Annotated in this window: 25 protein-coding genes; 13 read left to right on the top strand and 12 right to left on the bottom strand. The window is 63.0% G+C overall.

What is annotated here, in order from left to right:
* The first annotated feature begins 3 nt into the window (after positions 1–3).
* Positions 4–1,332, top strand: coding sequence for a sorbosone dehydrogenase family protein (locus VFB05_RS28700; protein WP_325018858.1), 1,329 nt, complete (start codon positions 4–6; stop codon positions 1,330–1,332).
* A gap of 19 nt (positions 1,333–1,351) precedes the next feature.
* On the opposite strand, the gene VFB05_RS28695 is transcribed toward VFB05_RS28700, so the two are convergent.
* Complete coding sequence (locus VFB05_RS28695; RefSeq protein ID WP_325018856.1) at positions 1,352–1,720, bottom strand: DUF1496 domain-containing protein; 369 nt, start codon at positions 1,718–1,720, stop codon at positions 1,352–1,354.
* Positions 1,721–1,907: 187 nt separating this feature from the next.
* On the opposite strand from VFB05_RS28695, the gene VFB05_RS28690 reads away from it, so the two are divergent.
* The 3 genes from VFB05_RS28690 (at position 1,908) to VFB05_RS28680 (ending at position 5,073) form a co-directional block, all read left to right on the top strand.
* Entirely contained in the window at positions 1,908–3,665 is a 1,758-nt protein-coding gene (locus VFB05_RS28690) for a caspase family protein (RefSeq protein WP_325018854.1), read from the top strand.
* Positions 3,666–3,726: 61 nt separating this feature from the next.
* Positions 3,727–4,302: a hypothetical protein gene (locus tag VFB05_RS28685; RefSeq protein ID WP_325018852.1), complete on the top strand. Its 576-nt coding sequence runs from the start codon at positions 3,727–3,729 to the stop codon at positions 4,300–4,302.
* Positions 4,303–4,452: 150 nt separating this feature from the next.
* Positions 4,453–5,073: a hypothetical protein gene (locus VFB05_RS28680; protein WP_325018849.1), complete on the top strand. Its 621-nt coding sequence runs from the start codon at positions 4,453–4,455 to the stop codon at positions 5,071–5,073.
* On the opposite strand, the gene VFB05_RS28675 is transcribed toward VFB05_RS28680, so the two are convergent.
* Complete coding sequence (locus VFB05_RS28675) at positions 5,070–6,065, bottom strand: 2-dehydropantoate 2-reductase (RefSeq protein WP_325018846.1); 996 nt, start codon at positions 6,063–6,065, stop codon at positions 5,070–5,072. The genes VFB05_RS28680 and VFB05_RS28675 overlap by 4 nt on opposite strands.
* A gap of 327 nt (positions 6,066–6,392) precedes the next feature.
* Between VFB05_RS28675 and VFB05_RS28670 the strand changes: the two genes are divergently transcribed.
* Together VFB05_RS28670 and VFB05_RS28665 are read left to right on the top strand one after the other, a co-directional pair.
* On the top strand, positions 6,393–6,974 hold the full coding sequence (locus VFB05_RS28670) for a YidB family protein (RefSeq protein ID WP_325018844.1): 582 nt from the start codon (positions 6,393–6,395) through the stop codon (positions 6,972–6,974).
* Between the two features lie 47 nt (positions 6,975–7,021).
* Complete coding sequence (locus tag VFB05_RS28665) at positions 7,022–7,297, top strand: GlsB/YeaQ/YmgE family stress response membrane protein (RefSeq protein ID WP_325018843.1); 276 nt, start codon at positions 7,022–7,024, stop codon at positions 7,295–7,297.
* Positions 7,298–7,351: 54 nt separating this feature from the next.
* Here the strand turns inward: VFB05_RS28665 and VFB05_RS28660 are convergent, their stop codons facing one another.
* The gene (locus VFB05_RS28660; protein WP_325018840.1) at positions 7,352–8,134 is read right to left on the bottom strand and encodes an SDR family NAD(P)-dependent oxidoreductase; all 783 of its coding nucleotides are present in this window, start codon (positions 8,132–8,134) and stop codon (positions 7,352–7,354) included.
* A 205-nt stretch (positions 8,135–8,339) separates the two neighbouring features.
* On the opposite strand from VFB05_RS28660, the gene VFB05_RS28655 reads away from it, so the two are divergent.
* From VFB05_RS28655 to VFB05_RS28645, 3 genes are all read left to right on the top strand, one after another.
* On the top strand, positions 8,340–9,401 hold the full coding sequence (locus VFB05_RS28655) for an acyl-CoA dehydrogenase family protein (protein ID WP_325018838.1): 1,062 nt from the start codon (positions 8,340–8,342) through the stop codon (positions 9,399–9,401).
* Between the two features lie 24 nt (positions 9,402–9,425).
* Positions 9,426–10,586 carry an acyl-CoA dehydrogenase family protein gene (locus tag VFB05_RS28650; RefSeq protein WP_325018836.1) on the top strand — a complete coding sequence of 387 codons (1,161 nt, stop codon included), beginning with the start codon at positions 9,426–9,428 and terminating at the stop codon, positions 10,584–10,586.
* Positions 10,587–10,794: 208 nt separating this feature from the next.
* Positions 10,795–11,598: an enoyl-CoA hydratase/isomerase family protein gene (locus VFB05_RS28645; RefSeq protein ID WP_325018834.1), complete on the top strand. Its 804-nt coding sequence runs from the start codon at positions 10,795–10,797 to the stop codon at positions 11,596–11,598.
* A 124-nt stretch (positions 11,599–11,722) separates the two neighbouring features.
* Here the strand turns inward: VFB05_RS28645 and VFB05_RS28640 are convergent, their stop codons facing one another.
* From VFB05_RS28640 to VFB05_RS28630, 3 genes are all read right to left on the bottom strand, one after another.
* On the bottom strand, positions 11,723–12,082 hold the full coding sequence (locus tag VFB05_RS28640) for a hypothetical protein (protein ID WP_325018832.1): 360 nt from the start codon (positions 12,080–12,082) through the stop codon (positions 11,723–11,725).
* 283 nt (positions 12,083–12,365) lie between these two features.
* Entirely contained in the window at positions 12,366–13,160 is a 795-nt protein-coding gene (locus VFB05_RS28635) for an enoyl-CoA hydratase (RefSeq protein ID WP_325018830.1), read from the bottom strand.
* A 137-nt stretch (positions 13,161–13,297) separates the two neighbouring features.
* Complete coding sequence (locus VFB05_RS28630; protein ID WP_325018828.1) at positions 13,298–14,503, bottom strand: ABC transporter substrate-binding protein; 1,206 nt, start codon at positions 14,501–14,503, stop codon at positions 13,298–13,300.
* Positions 14,504–14,660: 157 nt separating this feature from the next.
* Here VFB05_RS28630 and VFB05_RS28625 point away from each other — a divergent pair, with 157 nt between their 5' ends.
* Together VFB05_RS28625 and VFB05_RS28620 are read left to right on the top strand one after the other, a co-directional pair.
* Positions 14,661–15,440 carry a thermonuclease family protein gene (locus VFB05_RS28625; protein WP_414643337.1) on the top strand — a complete coding sequence of 260 codons (780 nt, stop codon included), beginning with the start codon at positions 14,661–14,663 and terminating at the stop codon, positions 15,438–15,440.
* A gap of 60 nt (positions 15,441–15,500) precedes the next feature.
* On the top strand, positions 15,501–16,988 hold the full coding sequence (locus tag VFB05_RS28620) for a M48 family metalloprotease (RefSeq protein ID WP_325018827.1): 1,488 nt from the start codon (positions 15,501–15,503) through the stop codon (positions 16,986–16,988).
* 86 nt (positions 16,989–17,074) lie between these two features.
* On the opposite strand, the gene VFB05_RS28615 is transcribed toward VFB05_RS28620, so the two are convergent.
* Positions 17,075–17,260 carry a hypothetical protein gene (locus VFB05_RS28615; protein ID WP_325018825.1) on the bottom strand — a complete coding sequence of 62 codons (186 nt, stop codon included), beginning with the start codon at positions 17,258–17,260 and terminating at the stop codon, positions 17,075–17,077.
* Between the two features lie 110 nt (positions 17,261–17,370).
* Between VFB05_RS28615 and VFB05_RS28610 the strand changes: the two genes are divergently transcribed.
* On the top strand, positions 17,371–18,000 hold the full coding sequence (locus VFB05_RS28610; RefSeq protein WP_325018823.1) for a hypothetical protein: 630 nt from the start codon (positions 17,371–17,373) through the stop codon (positions 17,998–18,000).
* A 75-nt stretch (positions 18,001–18,075) separates the two neighbouring features.
* Here the strand turns inward: VFB05_RS28610 and VFB05_RS28605 are convergent, their stop codons facing one another.
* The 5 genes from VFB05_RS28605 to VFB05_RS28585 all read right to left on the bottom strand — a co-directional run bounded on the left by VFB05_RS28605 (position 18,076) and on the right by VFB05_RS28585 (position 25,036).
* The gene (locus VFB05_RS28605) at positions 18,076–18,870 is read right to left on the bottom strand and encodes a CarD family transcriptional regulator (protein ID WP_325018821.1); all 795 of its coding nucleotides are present in this window, start codon (positions 18,868–18,870) and stop codon (positions 18,076–18,078) included.
* A gap of 568 nt (positions 18,871–19,438) precedes the next feature.
* A complete protein-coding gene (fdxA, locus tag VFB05_RS28600) occupies positions 19,439–19,777 on the bottom strand; it encodes a ferredoxin FdxA (protein ID WP_325018818.1) in 339 nt (112 codons plus the stop codon).
* 114 nt (positions 19,778–19,891) lie between these two features.
* Entirely contained in the window at positions 19,892–20,182 is a 291-nt protein-coding gene (locus VFB05_RS28595; RefSeq protein ID WP_325018815.1) for an RNA-binding S4 domain-containing protein, read from the bottom strand.
* 20 nt (positions 20,183–20,202) lie between these two features.
* Complete coding sequence (locus VFB05_RS28590; protein ID WP_325018813.1) at positions 20,203–23,652, bottom strand: helicase-related protein; 3,450 nt, start codon at positions 23,650–23,652, stop codon at positions 20,203–20,205.
* Between the two features lie 601 nt (positions 23,653–24,253).
* The gene (locus VFB05_RS28585) at positions 24,254–25,036 is read right to left on the bottom strand and encodes a DUF3108 domain-containing protein (protein ID WP_325019050.1); all 783 of its coding nucleotides are present in this window, start codon (positions 25,034–25,036) and stop codon (positions 24,254–24,256) included.
* 364 nt (positions 25,037–25,400) lie between these two features.
* On the opposite strand from VFB05_RS28585, the gene rpmB reads away from it, so the two are divergent.
* The gene (rpmB, locus tag VFB05_RS28580) at positions 25,401–25,709 is read left to right on the top strand and encodes a 50S ribosomal protein L28 (protein WP_325018811.1); all 309 of its coding nucleotides are present in this window, start codon (positions 25,401–25,403) and stop codon (positions 25,707–25,709) included.
* The last annotated feature ends 450 nt before the right edge of the window (positions 25,710–26,159 follow it).

The following is a 26,159-nucleotide window of genomic DNA, read 5'->3' as shown; positions in this document are numbered from 1 at the left end:
GGGATGAGAAATTTGGAGCGTGTGGCCGGAATGGCGCTGCTAATTGCAGCGCTGGTTGCAGGCGCAGGCATTGCTTTCGCCGCAAGCCAATCGAACGTCCTGACCGGCAGCGCGGCTTTCGGTGACTGGCGCGAGGACAGACCGGGGCTTGTCCGCCACATCACGCCGGCCGATTTGCCGAAACCGGGAGCGACCGCCTTCTCCGCCAACGTGTCTCATGTGGTGCGCCGGCCCCTGGAGGCCCTGCCGCAGGTTCCCGCAGGCTTCAAGGTCGAGCCGCTCGTGCAAGGGTTGAGCGGACCGCGCGAAATGCGGACCGCGCCGAACGGCGATATCTTTGTCGCGGAGACCCGCGCCGGGCGAGTTCGCCTGCTGCGGCTCTCCGATGATGGCTCAACCGTCGTGAAGAACGAGACCTACGCCAGCGGACTGAGGCGTCCCTTTGGCATCGCCTTCTTTCCGAGCGACCATCCGCAATGGGTCTACGTCGCCAACACCGACAGCGTCGTGCGCTTTCGTTACCAGGACGGCGATCTGAAAGCCGACGGCAAACCCGAGGCCGTGGTCGCCGAACTGCCGACAGGGGGACATTCGACCAGGGACATCGTCTTCACCAGAGACAAGCGCATGCTGGTGTCCGTCGGCTCGGGCAGCAACGACGCCGAAGGCACGAGGAGCAGCCCGGCCGACGGGGCAAAATCCGCGCTCGGCGCAACCTCGGGCTACGAGAGCCACCGCGCCGACGTGCTTTCCTTCGCCCCGGACGGAACGGACGCGAAAATCTTCGCCACCGGCATTCGCAACTGTGTGGGACTGGCCATTCATCCCGCGACCGGCGACGCCTATTGCTCGACCAATGAGCGCGACGGGATGGGTGACAATCTCGTTCCCGACTATGTCACGCGCGTGCGCGAAGGCGCCTTCTATGGGTGGCCGTGGTTTTACATCGGTGGCCACGAGGATCCGCATCATGCAGGCGAGCGGCCCGACCTGAAAGACAAGGTCACCGTTCCCGATGTGCTGATCCAGGCGCATTCGGCCTCGCTCGGTCTCACCTTCTACGATGGCAACGCCTTTCCGGCGGACTATCGCGGCGACGGCTTTGCTGCCGAACACGGCTCCTGGAACCGAGCCCGGCGCACCGGTTACAAGGTGATCCGCATCCACATGAAGGACGGCGTGCCGACCGGCGAATACGAAGACTTCATGACGGGCTTTGTGCTCAACGATTCCGACGTGTGGGCACGTCCGGTCGGCGTGACGGTGACGCGCGACGGCGCGTTGCTTGTCTCGGAAGACGGCAACGGCACGATCTGGCGCGTCAGCCAATAATTCCAACCCTCCGGATTGGCTACTCGCAATACTCCCTGCCGTTGAAGACGAAGCACTTCGCCGGGCTGGCAGCGAGCGGGTGAATTCTTCGGACCAGGTAATGGTGCCTGTGCGGGCGAAGGCGTGGCTCCGGCGAAATATGCTGGACCGTCGGCGCGATGCAGCGGTCGTTGATCTCCTTGTCGGGAACCGGCTTCCACGACATGCGCGGACCGTCGGCGGTGCAGGTCTGCATCAGCGATTTCTGAACGCAGACGAAGGCCCCTTCACTGTAGGCCTTGCTCTCATAAAGACAGACCGGACCGGCGTTGGGTCCACCTTCCGGCGCGGCCGACGCGGTCGCGAGGCAGCTTGCGGCGGCAAATATCCATATCCAATAGCGTCTCATCCTTGCTCCCCCTCTTGCGGACGACGTCTCGACAAAGGTTAACAGGCCCCGGAACCCTTGCCTTCAATTGTGACCTGCGTCACTTACGTTTACTGCAGGCCAAACTAACAGTGCGGACGACAACCTCGAACTTGTCGGCCGCAGCGCGATTGGCAAATATGGGCCGGCTGGACGGGAGGGCTGGGGCATGCGGTCCTTATTGATTTTGGTCGGGTGTTTGCTCTGTCTTTCGGCAGGGCCGGCGCTTGCCGACAAGCGCGTCGCGCTGGTCATCGGCGTGTCCAAGTATCAGCAGGTGCCGCGGCTGACCAATCCGGCACGCGACGCCGACGCGGTCGCCGCTTTGTTCAAACAGGCCGGATTTGACGTCATCAACAACCAGCGCGACGTCGGCATCGTCGAACTGCGCCGCGTCATCCGGGAATTCTCCGAGACTGCGCGCGACGCCGATATCGCGGTTGTCTACTACGCCGGACACGGCATCGAGGTCGACGGCACCAACTATCTGGTGCCGGCCGACGCCAAACTCGCCAGCGACTTCGACATCGAGGACGAGACCATCTCGCTGGACCGGGTGCTCAAGGCGCTCGACGGCACCAAGCGTTTGCGGCTCGTGATCCTCGATGCCTGCCGCGACAACCCGTTCGCCAACACCATGAAGCGATCCGTCGCGAGCCGCGCGATCGGCCGCGGCCTTGCCAAGGTCGAGCCGACCATGTCGGATACGCTGATTGCCTTCGCGGCCAAGGCCGGCGCGGTGGCAAGCGACGGCGACGGCACCAACAGTCCGTTCGCGGCTGCACTGGTGAAATACATCGCCGAGCCCGGGCTCGACTTGCGTATCGCCTTTGGCCGCGTCCGCGACGACGTGCTGAAAACCACCGGCTACCGCCAGGAGCCGTTTGTGTACGGCTCACTCGGCGGCCAGACCATGTCGCTCGTCCCAGCCGCGGCGAAACCGGCCGATCCGGAAGCCGAAGCGCGCGTCGACTATGAACTCGCCGCCCAGATCGGCACCAAGGAAGCGTGGGATTCCTTCCTCGCCAGCCATCCAACCGGTCTCTATGCCAATCTGGCGCGGGCGCAGAACAACAAGCTGGCGGCGGCGCAGCAGTCCCGCGCCAAGGCGGACGATGCCCGGCGAGATGCCGAAGAGCAGGCGGCGGCCAAGGCGGCCGAGCTGCGCAAGCAACTGGAGGAGCAAAGCCAGCGCCAGACCGCGGAGGCCAAGCAGAAGCTTTCCGAGCAGGCGAAAAAAGACATCGAGGAAGCGCGTCGCCAGGCCGCCGAGCAGACCAAGAAGGAACTGGACGAAGCGCGCAAGCAGGTCGAGCTCGCGCAGCAACAGGCGGAGGCCGCGCGCAAGCAGGTCGACGAAGCCAAGAAGCAGGCGATTGCCGATGCCCAGAGCCAGGTCGAACAGGCCAAACGCGCGTCCAAGGAAGAGGCCGACAAGCTCGTCAGCCTGACGCCGGACCAGACCGTGCCGAAAATGCCGCCGTCGCCGCAGATCGATCAGACCGATATCAACCGGCTGCTCCAGGCGCATTTGAAGCGCGTCGGCTGCAACTCCGGCAATGTCGACGGCACCTGGGACGACAGTTCGCGAAAAGCCCTCGATCTCTTCAACAAGAACGCCAACACAAAGTTCGACGTCAAGGTCGCCAGCCTCGACGCGCTGGACATGGTGCGCAGCAAGACCGACCGCGTCTGCCCGTTGATCTGCGCCAAGGGCCAGAAAGAGGATAGCGGCCGCTGCGTGCAGATCAGTTGCGGCACCGGCTATTTCCTGAATTCGAGCGGCGCGTGCGAGAAGCGCCCCGAACCCGCACCGAAACCGCACACCGTCGAACGCGATCCGGAGCCCCGGCATCGCGCCGCGCCTGCCGGCGGTGGAGGCGGAGGAAAATGCTTCTCCTTCAATGGCCGGAGTTACTGCGAATAAAAATGCTTTGCGACATCGGGCCGCAAATCTGAAAGTTCATATCTTGGAAATGGGGGCATCTATGAGATTTCATCCAAGCTATTCGAGCCTGAACCTTGCTTTGGGTCTTGGCGCGGCGTTGCTGGGGCTGACGGCAATATCATCGGGCGCATTCGCCGCCCCGGCGCAACTCTACGGCAAGTCCGTGACCGTGAGCTGGACCGAGAACCGGATGCAGACCACCGACAGGTCAGCCACCCCGGTGTCGAAGACGGCCTCGGCGCAGTTGTCGGTTTACGTCAGCGACAAGGGCCGCGCCTTCAGCCGCGTCTCCATGACTGTGGATCGCGGCCGGCGCGGAAGCGCATCGGGCCAGCGCGACGCTGTCCAGGGCGAAGGCTCGGCGCGGTCGGTCAATTTCAGCGGCAACTCGATGACGGTGACCGCACCGCGCGGCGACGCTGGCGCGCTGATGGTCAGGGTGACGTTCGACTCCGGCTTTGCGGGATGCAGCGCGCGCGTGATCTCCGGCAAGTCGGGTGGCGCTGGGTTCACCCGCGTCCACAGTATGGTCACGGGCGGCACCTACGACATGTACTCTATTCAGGCCAGCGGCGAGAGCTGTTCGATCCAGAGCGGCAACGTCTTCGGCAACTGACGGACGCACCAAATCACCGACTCAGGGGCAGGAGCGGATGTCAAGTCCGCTCGGCCAATTGTGCACCCGTTGTTTCGGGGTCGACAAGCCGGCGAATAATGGCGACAATCTGCGGTGTTTCCCCAAATTCACCGTCGCCGGATCTCGCCGTTGCTTGCATTGCGTAACCAGACCGTCCTGATGGCCGCGATGATCGGCTGCGTTGCGGTTTTGTCATCGCAAGCGCGGGCGCAATGGTGGTCGCATGCGCCGGCCGATTTCGAGGAATGTGCCGACGTCGCCGAGAAGACCACCGCCAAGGACGCGCGCACGAAGGCGCTTGCCGATTGCAACGCGAAATTCGCCGGACGCCGCAAGCCCGGCGGCGGCTACACCTACTTCGATTTCATGCAGAATCGGAGTTTTGATATCGCAGGCCCCAATCCGACGGCTGAGGAGCAGAAGCAGATCGACGAGCAATATGCCGCCTATCTGGAAAGCCAGCGGCGTCACAGCATCGCCGCGGCCTTTGCCGCCAAACAGCAGCAATTGCAGCAGCAGTCGTCGCTGAAGAGCACGCTTGAAAAGGCGCTGCCGCTTGCAACGGCCAGCGTTCCAAAGCCGCCAGTCCCCGCGCGCGACCCCCGGCGCGCCAAGCCCGCCACTTGCCCCCGGGATTCGTTCTCATGCGAGTGGCCGCGCCTTTCCGAAAGCATCAGTGACCTGAAGAAGGCCTTGTTCGGTTCGCCGTCGAGCAAGCCGGCGCGGCCCAAGCAGGGGTTTTCCGGCTAATCCTTATCGAGGCCAGCGCGAATCTGCCGAACCGTCAACTTCGGCGAGCCCTGGCCTTTGGCTTCGGCGTCCCTGATCAGCGTCACGATGCGCCGGGACAGCGGCGCCTTAAGCCCATGCCGGTCAGCAATCGACGTGATCACGCCTTGAAGATAGTCGATCTCGGTGCGGCGGCGGCGCTCCAGGTCTTCCCACATCGACGAACGCGCCTGCGGATCGATCTTCATGGCGGGCGCGAGCGCAACCCGAAACAGGGCGTCCGGCAAGCGCAAGAGATGAGGCGTGAAGCTCAGTGGCACCGGCGTCGGCGATACCGTGGCGATGCCTTCCGCGCGCACCGCGATCAGGCCTTCAGTGATCTGGTCGGCGAACAATCCGCGCCAATCACGCTTGCCGAGCTGCTCGCGCAGCGGCAAGCCCGACAGCGCATTGATCGCGTTGTTCAGATTGACGAGCAGCTTGCCCCATTGCACGCCCGCAATGTTGTCGCTGGCGCGCATCGCAAGCTCGGCGGTGGAGAGACGTGCCGCCGTATCAGCCGCATCGCGCTCGATCACGATGTCGCCCGAAGTGGCGCGGTGAAATCGACCGTCGCCTGCCGCGACCACATTGAACGGCACCATCGCCGCAAGCACGGTTCGCCCCGGCAAGCGCTCACGCAGCAGCGGCACATTGGCGATGCCGTTCTGCAAACTGACGATGACCGCATCCGGCGGCGCATGTCGCGCGATCGTCTCCGCGACCTCGGCCGTGTCGGCGCTCTTGACGGTGACGAGCACCGCGCCGGCATTGGCTAAAATTGTGGGATCATGGGACAGCGCTATTTGCTGAGACGCCACATGCCAGGACGAGCCCTCGAGGCTCGTCAGCGTCAAGCCGAACCGCTCGATCTCCGCGATCACACGCGGACGCGCCAGCAGCGAGACGCGGCGGCCGGCATGGGCGAGGACGCCGCCGACATAGCAACCGATGCTCCCGGCGCCCGCCACCACGATCGGGTCTAGTGGTCTGATTCTAACATTCGCCTCCCGCCGCAACGAATACCTTTGCGAATGCTAGAATCAAAAGACCACTAGAAAATACAATTTTCTGGTGGAGCTTAGGATTTGATTCGCGTTCTCGATATGCGGCCAGACGGGTCGCGAATGTCAAATCCACTCCACCAGCGCCATTCGTTGCTCCAGTCAAAACGTCGACCAGATAGCGTATCTTGCGGCGATGGTTCCGGTAGCTGCAACCGTGGAGCGTGTTGCCTTGTATCCGTCATACCGCGCCGATAAGCTCTTGATCGAGGGGCGCACACTCGGCAGGAGAGCACCATGGGCTTACTCGATGTCTTGAACGGAATGCAGAACGGTCCGCGCGGCCCCTCGACGCCATCAGCTCAATCCGGATCCGGCGGCGGAATGTCGCCGATGACCATGGCAATCCTGGCGCTGCTTGCCTACAAGGCCGTCAAACACATCAGCGGCAGTTCGTCGGCCTCGACGGCGGCGCCTAGCCCGGCACCCTCGCCTGCTCCTGGCGGTGGTGGACTTGGCGGCAGCCTTGGTGGTGGAGGCCTCGGTGGTCTCGGTGGTCTGCTCGGCGGCGTGCTGGGCGGCGGCGCCGCAGGCAGCATCCTCAGCGGCGGATTGGGCGACGTGCTCAACCAGTTGCAAAAGAATGGCCATGGCGAGGCCGCCAATTCGTGGGTGGGCCAGGGATCGAACAAGCAGATCTCCCCTGGCGATCTTGCGAACGCGCTTGGCGCCGATCAGATCGACCACATGATGTCGCAGAGCGGCCTGTCGCGCGAGGATTTGCTGAACGGCCTGAGCCAGCAATTGCCCGACGTCATCAATCACCTCACTCCGGACGGACGGCTGCCGACAGGAGACGAATTATCGAACCGGCTCTAAACGAGCCGGCATCTTTTTGATCTGGCTTTTTGAGGAGGACGACAGTCATGAGTGGCATCATCTGGATCATCATTGTCGGTTTTGTCGCCGGCATCATCGCGCGGTTGCTCTCGCCGGGCCCCAATAATCCGAGCGGCTTCATCTTCACCACCGTGCTGGGCATTGTCGGCGCGTTTCTCGCCACCTTCATCGGCCAGGCCATCGGCCATTACGGCCCGGACCAGGGCGCAGGTTTCATCACCGCAACGATCGGCGCGCTCGTGGTCCTGTTCATCTGGAACCGCCTGGTGGCGAGCGGCGTGATGAAAGACTTCAACAGGTGACGAAGTCATTCCGGAACACGTGTCAACATCGAGCCCGGAACGACTCCATCAACCTCACGTAATCAGATGCGCACCGGCGTCGATACGGACGATCTCGCCGGTCATGTTGCCTGACTGCGGCAACGCGAGAAACGCGACGACATTGGCGACATCCTCGGCTGACGACGCCCGCTTGAGCGGCACCTTGGCGACAACGGAATCGCGGACCTTCGCCGCCCCTTCGACGCCGCGGCCCTTGGTGAACCATGGCGTGTCGATATAGCCTGGACACACCGCATTGACGCGGATCAGCGGCGCCAGCGCACGGGCGAGCGAGATCGTGATGGTGTTGAGCGCGCCCTTGCTTGCGGCATAGGCGACTGACGAGCCGATGCCGCTGATGCCCGCAACGGACGACACATTGACGACGGACGACGCGCGGCCTGACGCTGTCGCCCCGGCCTCCAGCAACGCTCGCGCGGCGCGCACCATCTGGAACGGTCCGATCGTGTTGACGCCGAACAGCCGCTGAAAATCCTCCGACGACAGGCCGTCGAGATCGCCGTGCGGGACATGCTTGGTGGTGCCGGCATTGTTGACGAGAATATCGAGCCGTCCCCACGGGGCTGCCGCAGCCGCGATCTTGCGGCAATCCTCGTCGCGCGAGACGTCGCCCTGAACCACGATCACATCGCCGCCGGCGGTGCGGCAGAGATCGGCGGTCTGTTCGGCTTCCTTCTGGCTCGAGGAATAGTTGATGACGATGCGCGCGCCGCCCCTGGCCAGAATGGCCGCGGTCGCGGCGCCAAGACCCGAGGCAGAGCCGGTTACAACAGCGCAAAGACCATCCTTCGACATCGCATTTTCCCTGTCTGGCTTTCAGTTGTTTTGTGGCGATCTAGCACATGGCCGTAGATGGAGGAACTCCATTACGCGGAATAAGCCAGTCTGCCAGCGCGCCGCTGCATTCCGCGCTCGCAGGGGGCTTTGCAGGCACCAACGCTTGTCATGGCAACACCTTTTCCCCATCATGGCCGCAAACAAGCCCCCAGAGGAACGCCGAGTGGAAGCCGAGAACATTGTCGTCGCGACGGCCGAAAAGATCTTTGCCGATCTCGCCGACGCGCAAACCATCAACAGCGACAAGAAAGGCGCCTGGAAGACGCCGCTGTGGCAGGCGCTGAGCGAAGCCGGCCTGCCTTTGTCCTGGGTTGCCGAGGACCATGGCGGTTCCGGCGTGTCACTGGCCGACGGTTTTGCCCTTCTTGGCGCTGCGGGCCGCTTTGCGATTGCCGTGCCGCTGGCCGAGACCATGCTTGCCGGCTGGCTGCTGTCGCAGGCGAAAATCGCTTCGCCCGAAGGCGAAATGACGGTCGCGCCTGCGGGCCCCAGGGATCGCGTCACGGTCAATGCCGACCGCACGCTGTCGGGGCGGGCGCGCGGCATTCCCTTCGCCCACGAAGCGAAGCACCTCGCGGTGCTGGCTGACGACAATAACGGAAAGACATCGATTGTGCTGGTCGATGCAACAAAATGCCGGATCGAGCAAAACCTCAATCTTGGCGGCGATGACAGCGACACCGTGACGTTCGATCGCGTCAGGCCCATGGCCATCAAGCCCGCGCCTCAAGGTTTCGATCTCACGTCGCTGCTCCTGATGGGCGCCGTGGTGCGCTCCCTGCAAATTGCGGGCAGCCTTGAATCGATGCTCGACATTTCCGTGAAGTACTCCAACGAGCGCGTCGCCTTCGAAAAGAAGATTTCGAAATTCCAGGCGGTGCAGCACAATTTGGCGAAGCTCGCCGGCGAGTCGGCGGCGGCGCTCGCGGCTGCGACTTCGGCGGCCGACGCGTTTGGCAGCGGCGCGCCCGCGGACGCTCTGTACCTGGAAGCCGCGTCGGCAAAGATCCGCTGCTCGGAAGCGGCCGAGAAAGCCGCCGCCATCGCCCATCAGGTTCACGGCGCGATCGGCTTCACCAGCGAGCATATCCTGCATCGCTATACGCTGCGGGCGCTGGCCTGGCGCGACGACTTCGGCTCCGAAAGCCATTGGGCGGTCGAACTCGGCAGGCGCGTCGCCGCGAACGGCGCGGACGAGCTGTGGCCGCTGGTGGCCTCGCGCTAATTCCAACTATTCGAGTAACCCTAGATGACCGCAGCCCTCCGTTTCGACCCGATCCGCCTGCCGAGTGAATGCGTCAAGCTGCGCCAGGAAGTGCGCGCGTTTCTCGCCGAGGAAATCGCCGCCGGCACATTCAGCCCGTTCAAGCCAAACCGCGAGGACAATGACGCGCGGGAATTTTCCCGCCGCGTCGGCGCACGCGGCTGGCTCGGCATGACCTGGCCCAAGAAATATGGCGGCCATGAGCGGTCGTATCTGGAACGCTATGTCGTGACCGAGGAGATGCGCGTCGCCAACGCGCCGACGCGGCGCTTCTTCGTCGCCGACCGCCAGAGCGGTCCGGTGCTTCTGAAGTATGCCAATGAGCGCATCAAGATGGACATCCTGCCGCGCATCTGCGCCGGCGAGGTCTGCTTTGCGATCGGCATGAGCGAACCGAATTCCGGCTCGGACCTGTTCGCGGCGAAGACCAAGGCGACCAAGACCGACGGCGGCTTTTTGATCAACGGCACCAAGATCTGGACCTCGTCGGCGCACATCGCCGACTACATGATCGCGATCTTCCGCACGTCGCCGCCGACGAAGGAGAACCGCCGTCACGGCCTGACGCAGTTCCTGGTCGACATGAAGACGCCGGGCATCAAGGTCAATCCGATCGGCCAGATCACCGGACAGTTCGAATTCAACGAAGTGGTCTTCACCGACGCCTTCATTCCCGACGATCACATGCTCGGTGAAATCGACGGCGCCTGGAAGCAGGCGACATCCGAGCTTGCCTATGAGCGCTCGGGGCCCGAGCGGTTCCTGGAAACCTATTACGTGCTGACCGAGCTCGTGCGTGCGATCGGCCCCGCGCCCGATACCCGCGCCGCCGAAGGCATCGGACGGCTGGTGGCGCAATTGCACACCATGCGGCGTATGTCGGTTTCGGTGGCGGGCATGCTGCAGGCCGGCAAGGAGCCGGTGGTCGAAGCCTCCATCGTCAAGGACATCGGTACCATCTGGGAGCAGCAGTTGCCGCACCGGGTGCGCGACCTCGCCGCCTTCATCGACGAGACCGCCTCCAATCGCGAGACGCTGGAGAAACAGCTGGCTTTCGCGATGAAGACCGCGCCAAAACTCACCATTCAGGGCGGCACCACCGAGGTGCTGCGCGGCATCATCGCGCGCGGGCTGGGCTTGCGGTAGTTCGGTGACACCTGTTTCGTGTGGCGCGCTCTCTTTCCCCTCTCCCCTTGTGGGAAAGGGTGCCCGAGCAGAGCGAGGGCGAGTGAGGGGTCGATCGAGAGAACCCCTCACCCGGCTCGAATTTCGCTACGCTCATTCTCGCCACCCTCTCCCACAAGGGGAAAGGGTGTCCCCGCCGCGGGAACATTTGTGATTTACGGAGACCATTATGACCGCTACCAAGGATATCGGCGTCGAGAAGATCGGCCATGTCGGCCTGATCGAGATCCGGCGGCCGCCACTGAACTTTTTCGACATCTCGCTGATCAACCAGATCGCGGATGCGCTGGAGGAATTCGATCGCGACATCGAAATCCGCTCATCAGTGCTGGCCTCGCAGGGCAAGGCGTTTTGCGCCGGCGCCAACTTCAACGATCCGGCGCGGAAGGAGCAGGAAGAGCGCGCCAAGACCGATCCCGCATCGGGTCTCGGTCCGATCGCGCATCTTTATGTGCAGGCGGTGCGCATTTTCCGCTGCCAGAAGCCGATCGTCGCGGCCGTGCATGGCGCGGCCATCGGCGGCGGGCTTGGCCTTGCGGTGTCGGCCGACTTCCGCGTCACCTGCCCTGAAGCGCGCTTCGCCGCCAACTTTACCCGGCTGGGCTTTCATCCCGGCTTCGGCCTGACCGTGACGCTTCCTGAACTGGTCGGCAAGAACAATGCCGAGCTGATTTTCTATACGTCGCGCCGGGTGACCGGCGAGGAAGCCACCCGCATGGGCCTTGCCAACGAATGCGTGCCGCAGGATCAGGTCCGCGATCGCGCCATGAAGCTTGCGCAGGAAATCGCCGAGTGCTCGCCGCTTGGCCTCTTGTCGACCCGCGCCACGATGCGCAATGGCCTTGCCGACCGCGTGCTCGCCGCGACCCATCACGAACTCGCAGAGCAGACGCGGCTGCGCGCCACCGAAGATTTCAAGGAAGGCGTCAAGGCGACCGAAGAGCGGCGGGTGCCGAATTTCAGGGGGCGTTGAGGATCGGATCGGTGGAGGTTCGGTGCCAGCCTGTTCAAGATCGGACAGCCGTAGATCATCAACCCATCGTCGGGCTGAGACGGATCAGGTCGAGCAGCGGTAATCCGCAGCCAACTCAAGGCGTCTACCAGGCTCGTTGGGCCTTCCAGGCTCCCGTGCAGCGCTGGTTTCCTGAATAACCTGTCCACGTCCCCCGGCCGACCACGCCCGTTAGCCTACCGGACCCGGATGCACGTTTTTCCTGCACAGCTACGGAGGCGCGAACCGCCCCGGCATTCGTGACATTACCCACGAAAGTCTGCACGGCAGGCGACGTGATCACACCGTTCTCGATATTGACCGAATAGCTGTAAACTGGATTGCAGTCTCCACTTTGCGTCATAAAGGTAATCTCCCACTGCCCGTCATAAGGAGAACGGGCCTCAGCTGCCGTCATCAGCAGGCAAGCGTAAGCGGATAGGAGAGCGACAAGACGTTTGTTCATGACAAAACTCCCTCAAACACGCACTTCGCCTCGAGCAAGGTGCAGAGAGACTTGTCAGCTCATTTCCGGTGAGATCGCTTGATGCAAGTCAATCGAGACAACCGGTGCAATCGCGTTTGCGCAAGGCTGATGGCGAACAGCACGCGAGATCCCGGAAAAGACTCCTCACCCGCCTTCGCTCCGCCATAGCCGATGCAAAGCATCGGTGTTCCACCCAAGAGAACGGCGGGCAATGTCCGCCTACACACCCTCTCCCGCAAGGGGAGAGGGTCGGTCGCTCGATTCAATGCCCCTGAAACTGCGGCTTGCGTTTTTCGACAAAGGCTTTCGCCGCTTCCTTGTGGTCGGCGGTCTCGTTGGCGCGCGAATGGTGGAAGGCCTCGGCGTCGAAGCAGGTTTCCAGCGGCAACCGCTCCGCATTGTTGATGTTGCGCTTGATATAACCGAGCGTGATCGTCGGCCCCTCGGCCAGCGACATCGCAAGCTCGCGTGCGGCGGCATCGATCTCCGCATCGGGAGCGATGCGCGTGACGATGCCGAGCGCGAGCGCTTCCTGCGCCGACAAGACCGGTGACAGCATATAAAGTTCGCGTGCCTTGGCGCTGCCGAGCATCTGCGTCAGGAAATAAGTCCCGCCATAGTCGCCTGACAGGCCGACCTTGGCGAAGGCCGTGGTGATTTTCACCGAACTCGAAGCGACGCGGAAATCGCAGGAGAGCGCGATCGAAAGGCCCGCGCCGGCCGCCGCGCCGTCGAGCTGCGCCACCACGGGCTTGGACATCTCGTGCAGGATGCGGGAGACCTCCATGCCGCGCCTTAAGTTCACCATGCGGTTCTCAAACGACATTGGCGCCCGGCTGCCATCGGCCATCGACTTGACGTCGCCGCCGACACAGAACGTCCCGCCCGCACCCTTCAGCAAGACAGCGCGAACCTCGTGATCTTCGGCGGCGCGTTTGGCGGCCGACACGAGACCGAGCGTCATGTCCACGTTGAGCGCGTTGCGCCGCTCGGGCCGGTTCATGGTGATGGTGAGCAAGCCGGATTCGAGATGTTGCAGGACGGTTTCGGTGTTCATGAGTTGATGCCTCTATTGTTTTTGGTTCGGCTTTCAGAACCGTCATTGCGAGCGAAGCGAAGCAATCCAGCAGTTCAGAAAGATGGATTGCTTCGTCGCTTACGCTCCTCGCAATGACGAAGGATAATCTGTCGCCCTTATTTCTTCACCAGCGGGCAGCGCGACTCCGAGAGCGGCTGAAATGCCTGATCGCCGGGAATGGTCGCTACCAGCTTGTAATCGTCCCAACGGCCTTTCGATTCAGACGGCTTCTTGACCTCGAACAGATACATGTCGTGCACCATACGGCCATCTTCACGAATGCGTCCGTTCTTGGCGAACATGTCGTTGATCGGGGTTTCCTTCATGATCTTCATGACTGGAGCCGCATCGGTGGTGCCCGCGGCCTTCACCGCCTGCAGATAATGCGTGACCGAGGAATAGACGCCGGCCTGCGCCCCGCTCGGCGGCCGCCCGACCCGCTGCATGAAGCGCTTGGTAAAGGCGCGGGTGTCGTCGTTGAGATCCCAGTAGAAGGCTTCGGTCAACAACAGGCCTTGCGCGGTCTCGAGTCCGACGCCGTCGATGTCTGTAATAAAGGCGAGCAGCGGCGAGATCTTCTGGCCGCCCTTCATGATGCCGAATTCGGCCGCCTGCTTGATCGTGTTGATGGTGTCGCCGCCTGCATTGGCAAGCCCGATCACCTTGGCCTTGGAAGCCTGCGCCTGCAGCAGGTAGGATGAAAAATCCGAATTGTTGAGCGGATGCTTGACCTCGCCCAGCACCTTGCCGCCGGCCTTATTCACGACGTTGACCGTGTCCTTCTCGAGGTCGTGGCCGAAGGCGTAATCGACGGTGATGAAGAACCAGGTGTCGAGCCCCTGTTTGACCGCGGCAAGGCCGGTGACGTTCGCTTGCGAGTAGGTGTCGAAGACGTAGTGGACCGTATAGGGGCCGCAGGCCTCGTTGGACAGGCGGATCGATCCGGGCCCGGAATACATGATGATCTTGTTGCGGGCCTTGGCGATCTCGCCGGCAGCGAGCGCCGTTGCGGAAGCCGCAACGTCATAGATCATCTCGACGCCCTGATTGTCGAGCATGTCGCGGGCGATGTTGGCGGCAAGATCGGCCTTGTTGAGATGGTCGGCCGCGAGGATCTCGATCTTGCGGCCGAGCACTTCGCCGCCGAAATCTTCCGCCGCCATTTTCGCGGCGGTCTCCGAGCCGGGACCTGTGATATCGGCATAGAGCCCGGACATATCGAGGATGCCGCCGAGCTTCAGTGGAGGCTTGCCTTGCGCGAATGCCGCGGTCGAAATCGCAGCACAAATCACGCCAAGAAAGCCGGAAAAAACCCGTCGCATGCAACCCTCCCTCACGATCTTGTCGCATTGCGGTAGAGCCGCAATTGCCATTATGGCGATCATGCCGCAAGCATGCTGCAGCGGCAAGCCGGAGGACTTACGCCTTCCGTCGGGCGGAACGGGTACAGTGAACGAGGTCACCACGGTATCAATCCCGATGATGTCAAATGAACTCCAGCTGCTGATGACAATCGCGCGTGTCGCATGTGCGATCGCCACGATAACCGCAAGCATGGCTTCCGCGGCGCCGTGCGCTTTCGAAGAACAGGGCGAGGGCCGCGTCAGCGCTGTGATCGATGGACGCAGCTTTCGTCTCGCCGATGGGCGCGAGGTACGCCTTGCCGGACTTGAACCGGCGTCTCCTGAGAAACAGACGCAGGCGCTCGCCACCCTGCTTGTCGGGCGCGACGTTCGATTGAGCGGAGGCGATGACGCGCCGGACCGTTACGGCCGCGAGATCGCCTTCGTGTGGCTCACACCTGACGAAATCCTCGTGCAGCGTGAACTTCTGGCTCAGGGCGAGGCTCTGGTGTCGCCCGATGTGGGCGACAAGGACTGCGCGGCGGCGCTGATGGAGGCCGAGGGAACCGCGCGCGGCGCGAAAAGAGGCATTTGGGCCGACCCCACGGTCATAAAAAACACCGAAAGTCCGGGCGATATTTTGACCGGGAACGGGCGTTTTATGCTGGTCGAGGGCAAGGTTTTGTCCGTCCGCCAGGCAGGGGCAACCACCTATCTGAATTTTGGACGTAACTGGACACGGGACTTTGCTGTGACTATTCCAAGGCGGGCGCTTGCCAATTTGGCGGCGCAGGGCCTTGAACCTAAGTCACTGGAAAACAAGCGCATTCGTGTGCGGGGATTTGTTGAGGCGCGAACCGGGCCGCGAATTGAGGTGCTCCGGGCTGGACAAATTGAACTCGTAGGCGGGAAATAACCTGCCAAAGAGACCAGAACGCTGGTCGTGGTGGATGGTGTGGGACATCGCAAGGCGACAATGAGCCCAAAGCTGGGCTTGCGGCTTCCGGCTGCGCCTATCGTTTTGGGCGCATCGCTGCTGCTTGCCGGCTGCGGCGATCTCGGCCGCTTTCAGACCGCGTTGCCGTCTTCGACGCCGAGCACGACCAAACCCGTCACCCGCACGGCCGTTCAAAGCACTCCTGCTTCCGAAAAGGAGCACGAGCGCATCCTGGCTACATATGGCGGCGCGTATGACGATCCGAAGCTCGAGGCCCTGATCGGCAAGACCGTCGATCGCCTGGTGGCGGCGTCCGACCGCCCCGAGCAGGGCTACAAGGTCACCATCCTCAACTCGGGCGCGGTCAACGCCTTTGCGCTGCCGGGCGGCCAGCTTTACGTGACGCGCGGCCTGATCGCGCTCGCCTGCGACACCTCCGAACTGTCTTCGGTGCTGAGCCACGAGATGGCGCATGTGCTGAAAAATCACGCCGCCAGCCGCGAGATCGCCGCTCGCGAACAAGCTGCACAGGCCGCAACCCGCGTCGTGTCGGACGTGGGCAACGAGCCGGATCCGACCGCGATGGCGCTGGCAAAGAACAAACTGACGATGGCGACCTTCTCGCGCCTGCAGGAGTTCGAGGCGGACAAGGTCGGCGTGAAGATCTCGGCCGATGCGCATTTCGACCCCTACGGCGCGGCGCGCTTCCTGACGGCGATGGAACGCAACGCCGAACTCAAGGCGGGCAAGCCATCAGCGGTCGATCCGCGCGCGCAGGATTTCCTGTCGTCGCATCCGGCGACGCCGGAGCGCATCGCGAACGCACAGAACAGCGCGCGGCAATTCACCTCGTCCGAACCCAACGAGCGCGACCGCGATTCCTACCTCGCCGCGATCGACAACATCGTTTACGGCGAGGACCCGAGCGAAGGTTTCGTGCGCGGACGGCGCTTCCTGCATCCCAAGCTCGGCTTCACTTTCACGGCCCCGGAGAACTTCACGCTCGACAACACCGCGCAGGCCGTGATCGGCGTTCGCGAGGGCGGCGCGCAGGCGATGCGCTTCGACGTCGTGCGGGTGCCGGCCGAACAGTCGCTCGGCGACTATCTCAATTCGGGCTGGATGGAAAACGTCGACAAGTCGTCGACGGAGGACCTGACCATCAACGGTTTCCCCGCGGCGTCGGCGACGGCCGGCGGCGATCAGTGGTCGTTCAAGGTCTATGCGCTCCGCTTCGGCAGCGACGTCTATCGCTTCATCTTCGCGACCAAGCAGAAGACGACCGAAAGCGAGCGCAACGCGCGGGAAACCGTCAACTCGTTCCGCCGCCTGTCATTGGATGAAATCCAGTCGGCGCGGCCGTTGCGCATCAAGGTGATCAACGTGCAGCCCGGCGACACCGTGGAATCGCTGTCGCACCGCATGGCCGGCGTCGACCGGCCGGCGGAGCGCTTCCGCATCATCAACGGGCTCGAGGCCCATGCCCAGGTCAAGCCGCGCGACCGCGTCAAGATCGTGGTGGATTGACGCGCAAAAGCGCGTCATCCCCGGGCGCGCTTAGCGCGAAACGGGGATCTGGAGAGGCACATTCAGTATCCTCGCCGCTCCGCAGCTCAGAGCCGCAAAAGCGCGTGGCATTCGGCTTCTGCGGCAAATACGGCAGCGAGATACTTCGCGTCGTCGTAGTTCGGCTGCGCCCGCATCGCGCTACGAGCCTTGGCTAATCGCGCGGCGACGCCGCTACCGAAAATCGCGCGGTCAACCCACGCTTCCTTAAACTCCGAATAGAGGTCAGACATCGAGATCGCCCTTTCTGGCGCGTTGGAATCGGACCAAAGCACACCATATCACATGGTTCATCACCGTGCTCGCCTGTTCAATCGGGGCGGGCTTCCAGACGGATACAACGATGATCGATCCCAAAAGCGTTCTCAATGAATTTTACAATCTTTGTGTCGAGGCACGATGCGACTTCGATCTTTATCGGTCGCTATATGAGAATGACCCTCGGAGCGCTGAGCTTTGCGTGAACTACGCGCCCTATTTTTTTAACGATGTAAATCGCATCATCACACGAATGCTGGTACTCCACGTTTGCCGACTTACCGATCCGGCGGGCGGCGGTTCAAAGGCCAACCTAACAACAAACTATATTTTGGAAAACTTTCAGTGGCCTGCCGATGTTCAAGACCGCCTGACACACTTCAATAACCTGCTCAAGGCGTTTCGCGCCAAACTAGAACCAGCTCGTAGCAAGCGCATCGCGCACACAGACCTGCACAGCCAGGTAAACCGGCTTGATGCTATGGGACGCTTCGACAAAGGTGAAGATGCAAAATTTTTTGTCGATCTACAGGCCTTCTTTGATGTTGCATATCGCCACGTCTTCAATGACCGAGCGCCGCCGATTGCGGTAGGTGGTTCGACGGATACTCACATGGTTATTCGTGCCGTCAAGAAGGCAACCCTATTTGACCAGTGTCATCGCTGCGACGAGAGCGATCGGGCTGCCGCCTTTCTGGATTTCGAACGTCGGTGAAAGGACGGCTCTCCAGGCAAAAACAAAAAGCCCGGCCTTGCAGCCGGGCTTTTTCAATTCATCGCCTTAAAAAAATTATGCAGCTTCGTCCGCGACGGCGGTATCGTCGCCGTCGATGTCGTTATCCGACTCCTCGCCGTCAGCCTCGCCATCCGCCTCAGCGTCGGTCTCGGCCTTGGCGCCGCGGCGCGGGCTCTTGGCGAGCTGGCTCTCGATTTCCTTCACAGCTTCCGTTTCCGTCACATGCTGGACCACCGCGATCTCGCGCGACAGGCGATCGAGGGCCGCTTCATACAGCTGACGTTCGCTGTAGGACTGCTCGGGCTGCGACTCCGAACGATAGAGATCGCGCACGACCTCCGCGATCGCGACGATGTCGCCCGAATTGATCTTGGCTTCGTATTCCTGGGCGCGGCGCGACCACATGGTGCGCTTGACGCGGGCGCGGCCCTTCAGCGTCTCCAGCGCCTTCTTCACCAGCGCCGGCTCCGACAGCTTGCGCATGCCGACATTGGCGACCTTCGCCGTCGGTACCCGCAGCGTCATCTTGTCCTTCATGAAGTTGATCACGAACAGCTCAAGCCGGGCGCCCGCGATCTCCTGCTCCTCGATGGCGAGGATCTGGCCGACGCCATGGGCCGGATAGACGACGAATTCGTTGGTCTTGAAGCCCTGGCGCTGGGTCAGCGGCTTCTTGTCTTCGACGCGCGGCGCAGCCGCCACGGGCTTCGCGGCGGTCACGGGCTTGGCAGCGGCCTGCGCCTTCGGCGCAGCAGCCTTGTGGGACGCAGTCTTGGAAGCAGCAACTTTCGACGCGGTGTTCTTCGAACCAGACGCTTTCGCGGCAGTTTTGGCAGTCTTGTTGGGCATTGAGCTTCTTTTGTTTTTTGAGGGCTTGGCAGCCGACGCCTTGGCCTTCTTTGCAGAAGCCTGGGCGCGGCCCTTGGATGCGCCCCGACTAATGGTCGCGGCGGCTTTTTTTGAAGCCTTTGAAGAACTCTTTGTACGCGTTTTCTGTGACACAGCCTGCGCGCGGAACTGCCACGCCCCTGTTCGATGTTTTCACGGGAACCCATGGGGGCCGACGAACGGGCTGACGGGTTCGGCTAGTTAATGGGCCAATATAGCACATTTCCCGCAAAAATCAATGGTTTATGCCCTCTTAGCGCCATTTCGATGGCGTTTTCGGGCAAAAGATGTGGAACAGGGTTAAGCTTGAGATGATCGTATGACCGCCGCGAGGGCGCGGCTAGACGCGAAGACTACGGTGTGGCCGACCAGTGCGGCGAATTTGAAGTTCCTGCCAATGTTGCCGGAAGTGCGTGAAAGGAACTTCAAATCCAAAGCCGCCCTAACATCAATAAGTTGCTAGAGCCCCTTTGATTCCGAAGTTCGCATCAGAGGTGCCGCAATAGCTTGCGAACTTCGGAATCGGGCTCTAGTCACCGGTGCCGGGATTCGGAGAAAAATATTTCTCGAACTTGCCTTCGACCCCCTCGAACTCCTTCGCGTCCGCCGGGGATTCCTTCTTTTGGGTAATATTCGGCCAAGACTTGGCGTATTCGGCGTTGACCTCGAGCCACTTTTCCAGCCCCGGCTCGGTATCCGGCTTGATCGCGTCGGCGGGACATTCCGGCTCGCACACGCCGCAGTCGATGCATTCGTCCGGATGGATCACCAGCATGTTGTCGCCCTCGTAGAAGCAATCGACGGGGCAGACCTCGACGCAGTCGGTATATTTGCACTTGATGCAGGCTTCGGTGACGACGTAAGTCATCCAGGGCTCCGGAACAGGTCAATTCTGAATGGTTTGTGTGGGTTGCCTAGCGCAGGAACACCTGCGCTGCAAGGGAAGCCGTGACCCAAAGCGGGCCTCACAGAGACCAGATAGTTATTCCGCGCGCCCTTGCAAATCCTCATCGCGCCGTTGCAAATCCTCATAAAGCAGGCGCGCCGAGGCCGCATCGCCCCGCCGCTCGGCAAATCCGATCACCTTGAGCACACGCACGGAGCGGTCGAGCCCGACGGTGACGACGTCGCCGGCTTTCACTGCATGACCCGGCGATTTCTCGCGCACTCCGTTGATGCGGACATGGCCCGCCTCGACCAGCGCGGCCGCGCTGGCGCGGGCTTTGACCAGACGCGCATGCCACAGCCACTTGTCGAGACGCTGGCGCTGCAACACCACCTCACGCGAGAAGGTTATTCCTTCCGGCCTGCCGCCATCTGCTCCTTGAGTGCGGCGAGCTTGGCGAACGGCGAATTGGGATCGGCCGGACGATCGCGATCGCGCGGGGAGGCGCTCGACGCATATTGCCGGTGCGACGGGCCGCTTTCGCGGCTTCGATCGCGGTCGCGCCCGCCCCGGTCACGGCCTTTATCACGGCCCTTGTCGCGGCCTCCCTCGCGCCCAGCATCGTCGCGCTCGCGCGGCTTGCCTCGATTGCGATCCTGGTTGCGGTCTTCTTGGCGGCCCTTGCCGTCGAAGCGCTCGCGCGGCCGGCCGTTTCGCTCCCCGCGCGCTTCCGTCGCCGGTGCCGCATCCGCGGCACCCGCTGGCGCGCCATCCGCCGGCTGATCGGGGCGAGTTTTACGAAAATCACGATGACGGTCACGCCGTCCATGCCGATGGCGCTCGCGCCCGGCGCCTTCGCCCTGTTCGCCGCTCGCCGCTTCGCCGCCTGCCGCCACGGATGCGCCGGCAGCCGCGCCCTCGTGGCGGCGATGTCCTCTACGATCGTGACGCTGTGGACGCCGCTCGTCCGAGCGTCCGCCGGGACGCCAGACCTCGACCAGTTCTGGTTCGGCAGGCGCCGCGGCAGCGGGCGCGACCGCTTCCGCCGGCTTTTCGGCAGCCTCGACTGCTTCGGAGCCCGCCACTTTCGTTTCCACTGACGTCGTTGCGACGTCGAGGATGTCTCTCGTTTGCGCGAAGTCGACTTGCGGAAGCAGCGCCGACGACGCCGCCGCCGTCGCTTCGACGACCGGCGCTGCCGCCTCGGCAACCTCAGTCGTCGGCGCGGCATCCGCAGCCGGCGCCTCGGCAAGCTCAGTGGCTGGCGTCGCATCAACCGCTGTTGCGATTTCGCTCGCACCGGCGTCCGCAACCGGCTCGGCCGGCGTTTCGGCTGATGTCTCCGCCGGTGCAGCTTCGCTTGCGGCCGGCGTCTCGACCGCGGCCGGCTTGGGGGCGATCTGCGGCCGACGATCCATGCGGTAGCCGAGCGCACGCAGGATCGAGGCGAAATCCTCGCCCGCCGATCCCGTCAGCGACGTCATCGCCTGCGTCACCACAAAGCCGCGGCCATCGAATGCGCCGGCCGGCTTTTCGCCGGGCGAGGTTTCGCGCCAGGCGAGCGCCGGGCGAATGAGATCGGCCAGCCGCTCCAGAATATCGACACGGACCGCCCGCTCGCCGCACTGGCGATAGCCGAGCACGCGATAGGCATCGCGCGGCAGCGCCTTGTCGACCGGAAACGAGGTGCGGCCAGAGGCCGCCAGATGCTGCGCGCCCGACAGCGCCGACAGATCGATGTCGGCCTGCTTCGAGGCCCAGAGCAGCAAGGCCAGTGCTCGCGCTGCCGGCTTGAGCAGAGCCGGAACGTAGATGTGATAGGCGCCGAACCGCACGCCGTATTTGCGCAAAGTCGCCCGCGACGGCTGATCGAGATCCTTCATCTCGGCGGCGATCTTCGAACGTTCGAGCACGCCCATCGCCTCGACCAACTGGAAGGCGATGCCGCGCGCAATTCCCGTGATGTCCTCGGCCTTGCTCAATTCGAACAGCGGCCCGAGCAGTTTCTCGATATGCGTCTTCAGCCACAAATCAAGACGTGTTTGCACGGCTTCGCGCGGCGCGCCGGAGAGCCTCTCGTCCGAAATGATGCGGACGCGCGGATGCAGCGCATCGTCGGCCGCGGTCAGGCGCGCCACCGCATCGCCGGTCCAGCGGATGGTTCCTTCCGACGTCAGCACAAACTGATCGTCGGGGGCGGCTGCGAGCTTTTCGGCGCGGGCATCGATTTCGCCGGCCAAAGCCTTTTGCGCAGTCGCCTGCAACGCCTTCGCGTCAGAGCCAGCCTCCGCCGCATCGGGCGCAAAGGTGAAGCCATCCAGACGGCCGATGACATGGCCCTCCACGATCACTTCGCCGGTCTTGCCAATTTCCGTATTCAAAACCACGTTCTCCCGCAGGCGGCGCATCAATACACTGGTACGGCGATCAACGAAACGCTCGGTGAGCCGTTCATGCAGCGCGTCGGATAATTTATTTTCGACCTCGCGGGTGATGCCCTGCCAGTGATCGGGATCGGACAGCCAGTCCGGCCGGTTGGCCACGAAGGTCCAGGTCCGGATTTGCGCAATCCGCCCCGACAAGGTGTCGATATCGCCGGTGGTGCGGTCGGCCTGGTCGACCTGGGCGGCGAACCAGCCGTCCGGCACCTTTCCGTTGCGCATCAGGAATGCGTAAATCGTGGTCACCAGCTCGGCATGCGCGGCCGGCGACAATTTGCGGTAGTCCGGTATCTGGCAAGCCTCCCACAGCCGTTCCACGGCGTCGGCGCCATGCGCGAAATCGCGCACCTCGCCGTCGCGCGCGGCATGATCGAGCACGCGCTGGTCCTCGGCGACCGGCGCGCGGGTCAGGGTCTCATGCGCGGGCGGCTGCAAGAGCGAGACCTGCAAGCTGCCGAGCGAGGAGAAATCCGGCTTCGCGTTGCGCCACTGCAGCACCTTCACGCTGTCGAAAGAATGGTTCTGCAGCGCGTTGACGAGCTCGGGCTCGAACGGCGCGCAGCGGCCCGTGGTGCCGAAGGTGCCGTCGCGGGTGGCGCGCCCGGCGCGGCCGGCGATCTGCGCGAACTCGGCCGGATTGAGCCGGCGGAATTGATAGCCGTCATATTTGCGGTCGGAAGCAAAGGCCACATGATCGACGTCGAGATTGAGGCCCATGCCGACGGCGTCGGTGGCGACGAGATAATCGACGTCGCCGTTCTGGAACAGCTCGACCTGCGCGTTGCGCGTGCGTGGGCTAAGCGAGCCCAGCACGACGGCGGCGCCGCCATGCTGGCGCTTGATCAGCTCGGCGATGGCGTAGACTTCGTCGGCGGAGAACGCGACGATCGCGGTGCGCCGCGGCTGCCGCGTGATCTTGCGGTCGCCGGCAAATTCCAGTTGCGACAGCCGCGGCCGCGTGACGATCGAGGCGCCCGGCAACAGCCGCTCGATGATCGGACGCATGGTGGCCGCGCCGAGCAGCATGGTCTCGTCGCGGCCGCGCCGGTGCAGGATGCGGTCGGTGAAGACGTGGCCGCGCTCGAGATCGGCCGCGATCTGGATCTCGTCGACGGCGAGGAACGACACGTCGATGTCGCGCGGCATCGCTTCTACGGTGGAGACCCAGAACCGCGGGTTCTTCGGCTTGATCTTCTCCTCGCCGGTGATCAGCGCGACCGAGTCGACGCCGGCGCGCGCGGCGATCTTGTTATAGACCTCGCGCGCGAGCAGCCGCAGCGGCAGGCCGATCATTCCTGACGAATGCGCAAGCAGCCGCTCGATGGCGAGATGCGTCTTGCCGGTGTTGGTCGGCCCGAGCACGGCGGTGACGCCCGCGCCGGGCGCGCGCTCGTGAGAGAGAGGAGAGAAGGCCATGTGTGGAGGGTGTTTCTACTTTCGACGATCACTCGTCATTGCGAGGAGCGGAGCGCTGCTTGGTAGGGTGGGTTAGCGAAGCGTAACCCACCACTTCTCTTTCAGCGGCAACAGAAGAGGTGGGTTACGCCCTCGGGCTAACCCACCCTACGGTTCTTCGCTCCTCGCAATGACGAATGCCCCGATTCTGTGCCAGATTGCGACGTGTCGATGATGATATGGGGTTCGCTTTCAACGTTCGGAACGACTCTGGAACGAAATGGGGCCGAATCGCTGACTCCTCCCGGTAACCTGCTTCGTTCACTGCAACATCTCGCGCGTGGTTCCTCAGGACAGCACTAGATCAAGTTTGGGAGGGCGCGGCAAGCGGCGGTTCGAGGTGCGGATTCCTTAAATTTTGGACGCCTCCGAGTCGAATCAGAATGGGGAAAGAGTCAACGGGATTCATGCGCCCCGGAGCGCCATCGCTGCAGCCTCCTCCGCTCGTCATGGCCGGGCTTGACCCGGCCATCCACGTCTTTGGATCAGCCGGAAGGAAAAGACGTGGATGCCCGCGTCAAGCGCGGGCATGACGACCTTTCTAAATAGCGCTTTCGCAATCCTACTGCGTCTTCGCGATGTGCGGCGCGATCGGCTGGGTCACGAAATGCGTCGCCTCCAGCACGGCGGTGCCGAGCGGCGTCGGGATCACGGTGCGGAACGGCACGAGATAGCGGGTTCCCGCGATCGGCACCAGCGCGACCTCGATGCCGCGCGCGGCGGAGAGATATTTGATCACGGGCCGGTCGGGGATGTAGCCCGCGATCGGCGTGAAATACAGCGCGCAGACCACGGCCGGGCCGTAATAGCCCTTCTCCGCCTTGACGGTTTCCATGCGCTTGAAATCGAGCTTCAGCTCGTAGCGCAGGCGGCCGTCGAACACGGCGGCGCTGGCGTTGCAGGCTTCCGGCGTCAGCAGATCGCCGGTGCCGGGCACGCGCACAAGCGTCGACGACATCGGATCCAGCACGCCCTTCTTGTGCGCGTCGGTGACGACGATGCGGTCCGGATCGACCGGCGGCACCGGCTCGATGCCGAACTCCTTGACGTTGCCGTTCGCAAGCGTGATGTGCACGGACTCGGATTTCTTCGAGGTGGTGGTCGAGGCCTGATAGGCCTGCGGCACCAGCGCGCCGCCCACGACGCGGCCTTGCGAAGCGCCGGTGCCGGCGCCGTTGGAGATGGATTTGAGCAGGCCCGTGGTGCCGCCCTGGGCGGCGGCGGAATAGGAGTCGTCGCCGATCTCGATCGCCCAGGTGCCGCGGCCGACCGAGATGCCGGCGAGCGTCGCCTCATACTGCGCCTCGAGCCGGCCCTGCGCCGCGGCCGGCTGCGGCGCCAGCAGGAGCCAGGCGGCGGCCGCTGATAGCACCGATCGGGCCGGCAATTTGGGGCGGGTGGGCACAGGCTGGTCCTTGGCCAAGCGGCGCAGTCCAAATCTCATTCAAGTAAACAAACCCGGCAAACAACGCGCCAAATGGCGGGGAGCGGGAACACCTGCTTTTCGGCGGGGAATGCGCCCTTTATGTGGTGGGTTAAGGTGCGGAAACGCCTGCCAAAACGGCATTTCCTGCAACTTTCGGCGGTGCTTAAACCTTGACGGGCGCAGCCCCTCCCCCTATACGTCCGCCCGCTCCCAAGCGGATCAGAGTTTTGGACCCCTTCAGGCGCCCAATTAGGGCTGCCGGGGCGAGAAGAGGATTTTCGACATGTCGCGGCGCTGCGAACTGACGGCCAAGGGCCCCCAGACGGGCCACAAGGTCAGCCACTCCAACATCAAGACCAAGCGGCGTTTCCTGCCGAACCTGTGCAACGTCACCTTCATCTCGGACGCGCTGGGGCGGAACGTGCGGCTGCGCGTCTCGACCAACGCGATCAAGACCGTCGACCACAATGGCGGCCTCGATGCGTATCTCCTGAAGGCCCGCGCCACGGTGCTGTCGCCGCGCGCGCTGGAGCTGAAGCGGGCGATCGAGAAGAAGGTCGGCGGCGCTCAGCCTGAGAAGAAGGCGAGCTAGCTTTTACGAGTTGGGCCAGGGGCGCGTCAGTCGCGTCCTGTAGCGTAAGCTGTGAGTTGAGTTGGTGGCGGCCGGGTCGGGATGACCCGGCCGTTTTTTGCTAAGCTGAGAACCATTCCGACGGCATGGCCTCAACAAGAGAGCGTGCAAACCTGCCAAATCTTCCAGAACTTTGGCAAGATGCTGACTTGGCATGCTTCGTCTGTGCAACGAACGATGACCCACCGAATATTCTTGGAATAATTCGATTTCAGAGCCCAGATTGGTTTGAGCCGCTTACACGTCGTTTAGCGATCAATGATCTTGCGTGGCATGACCTGAGTGTTCCCATAAATCACATAGAAGACTTCGATCCCTGGTCACAGCTTGTATTAATGCGCGCGCAACGAACTATCGGTAGCGCGCAACGAGCTGTAAATGCGGCGCCGCTTTAGAAGATTTATCGACATA

The sequence above is a fragment of the Bradyrhizobium sp. genome, from assembly GCF_035652035.1.
Classification (GTDB): Bacteria; Pseudomonadota; Alphaproteobacteria; order Rhizobiales; family Xanthobacteraceae; genus Bradyrhizobium.
This window is presented reverse-complemented; position numbering and strand designations above follow the sequence as displayed.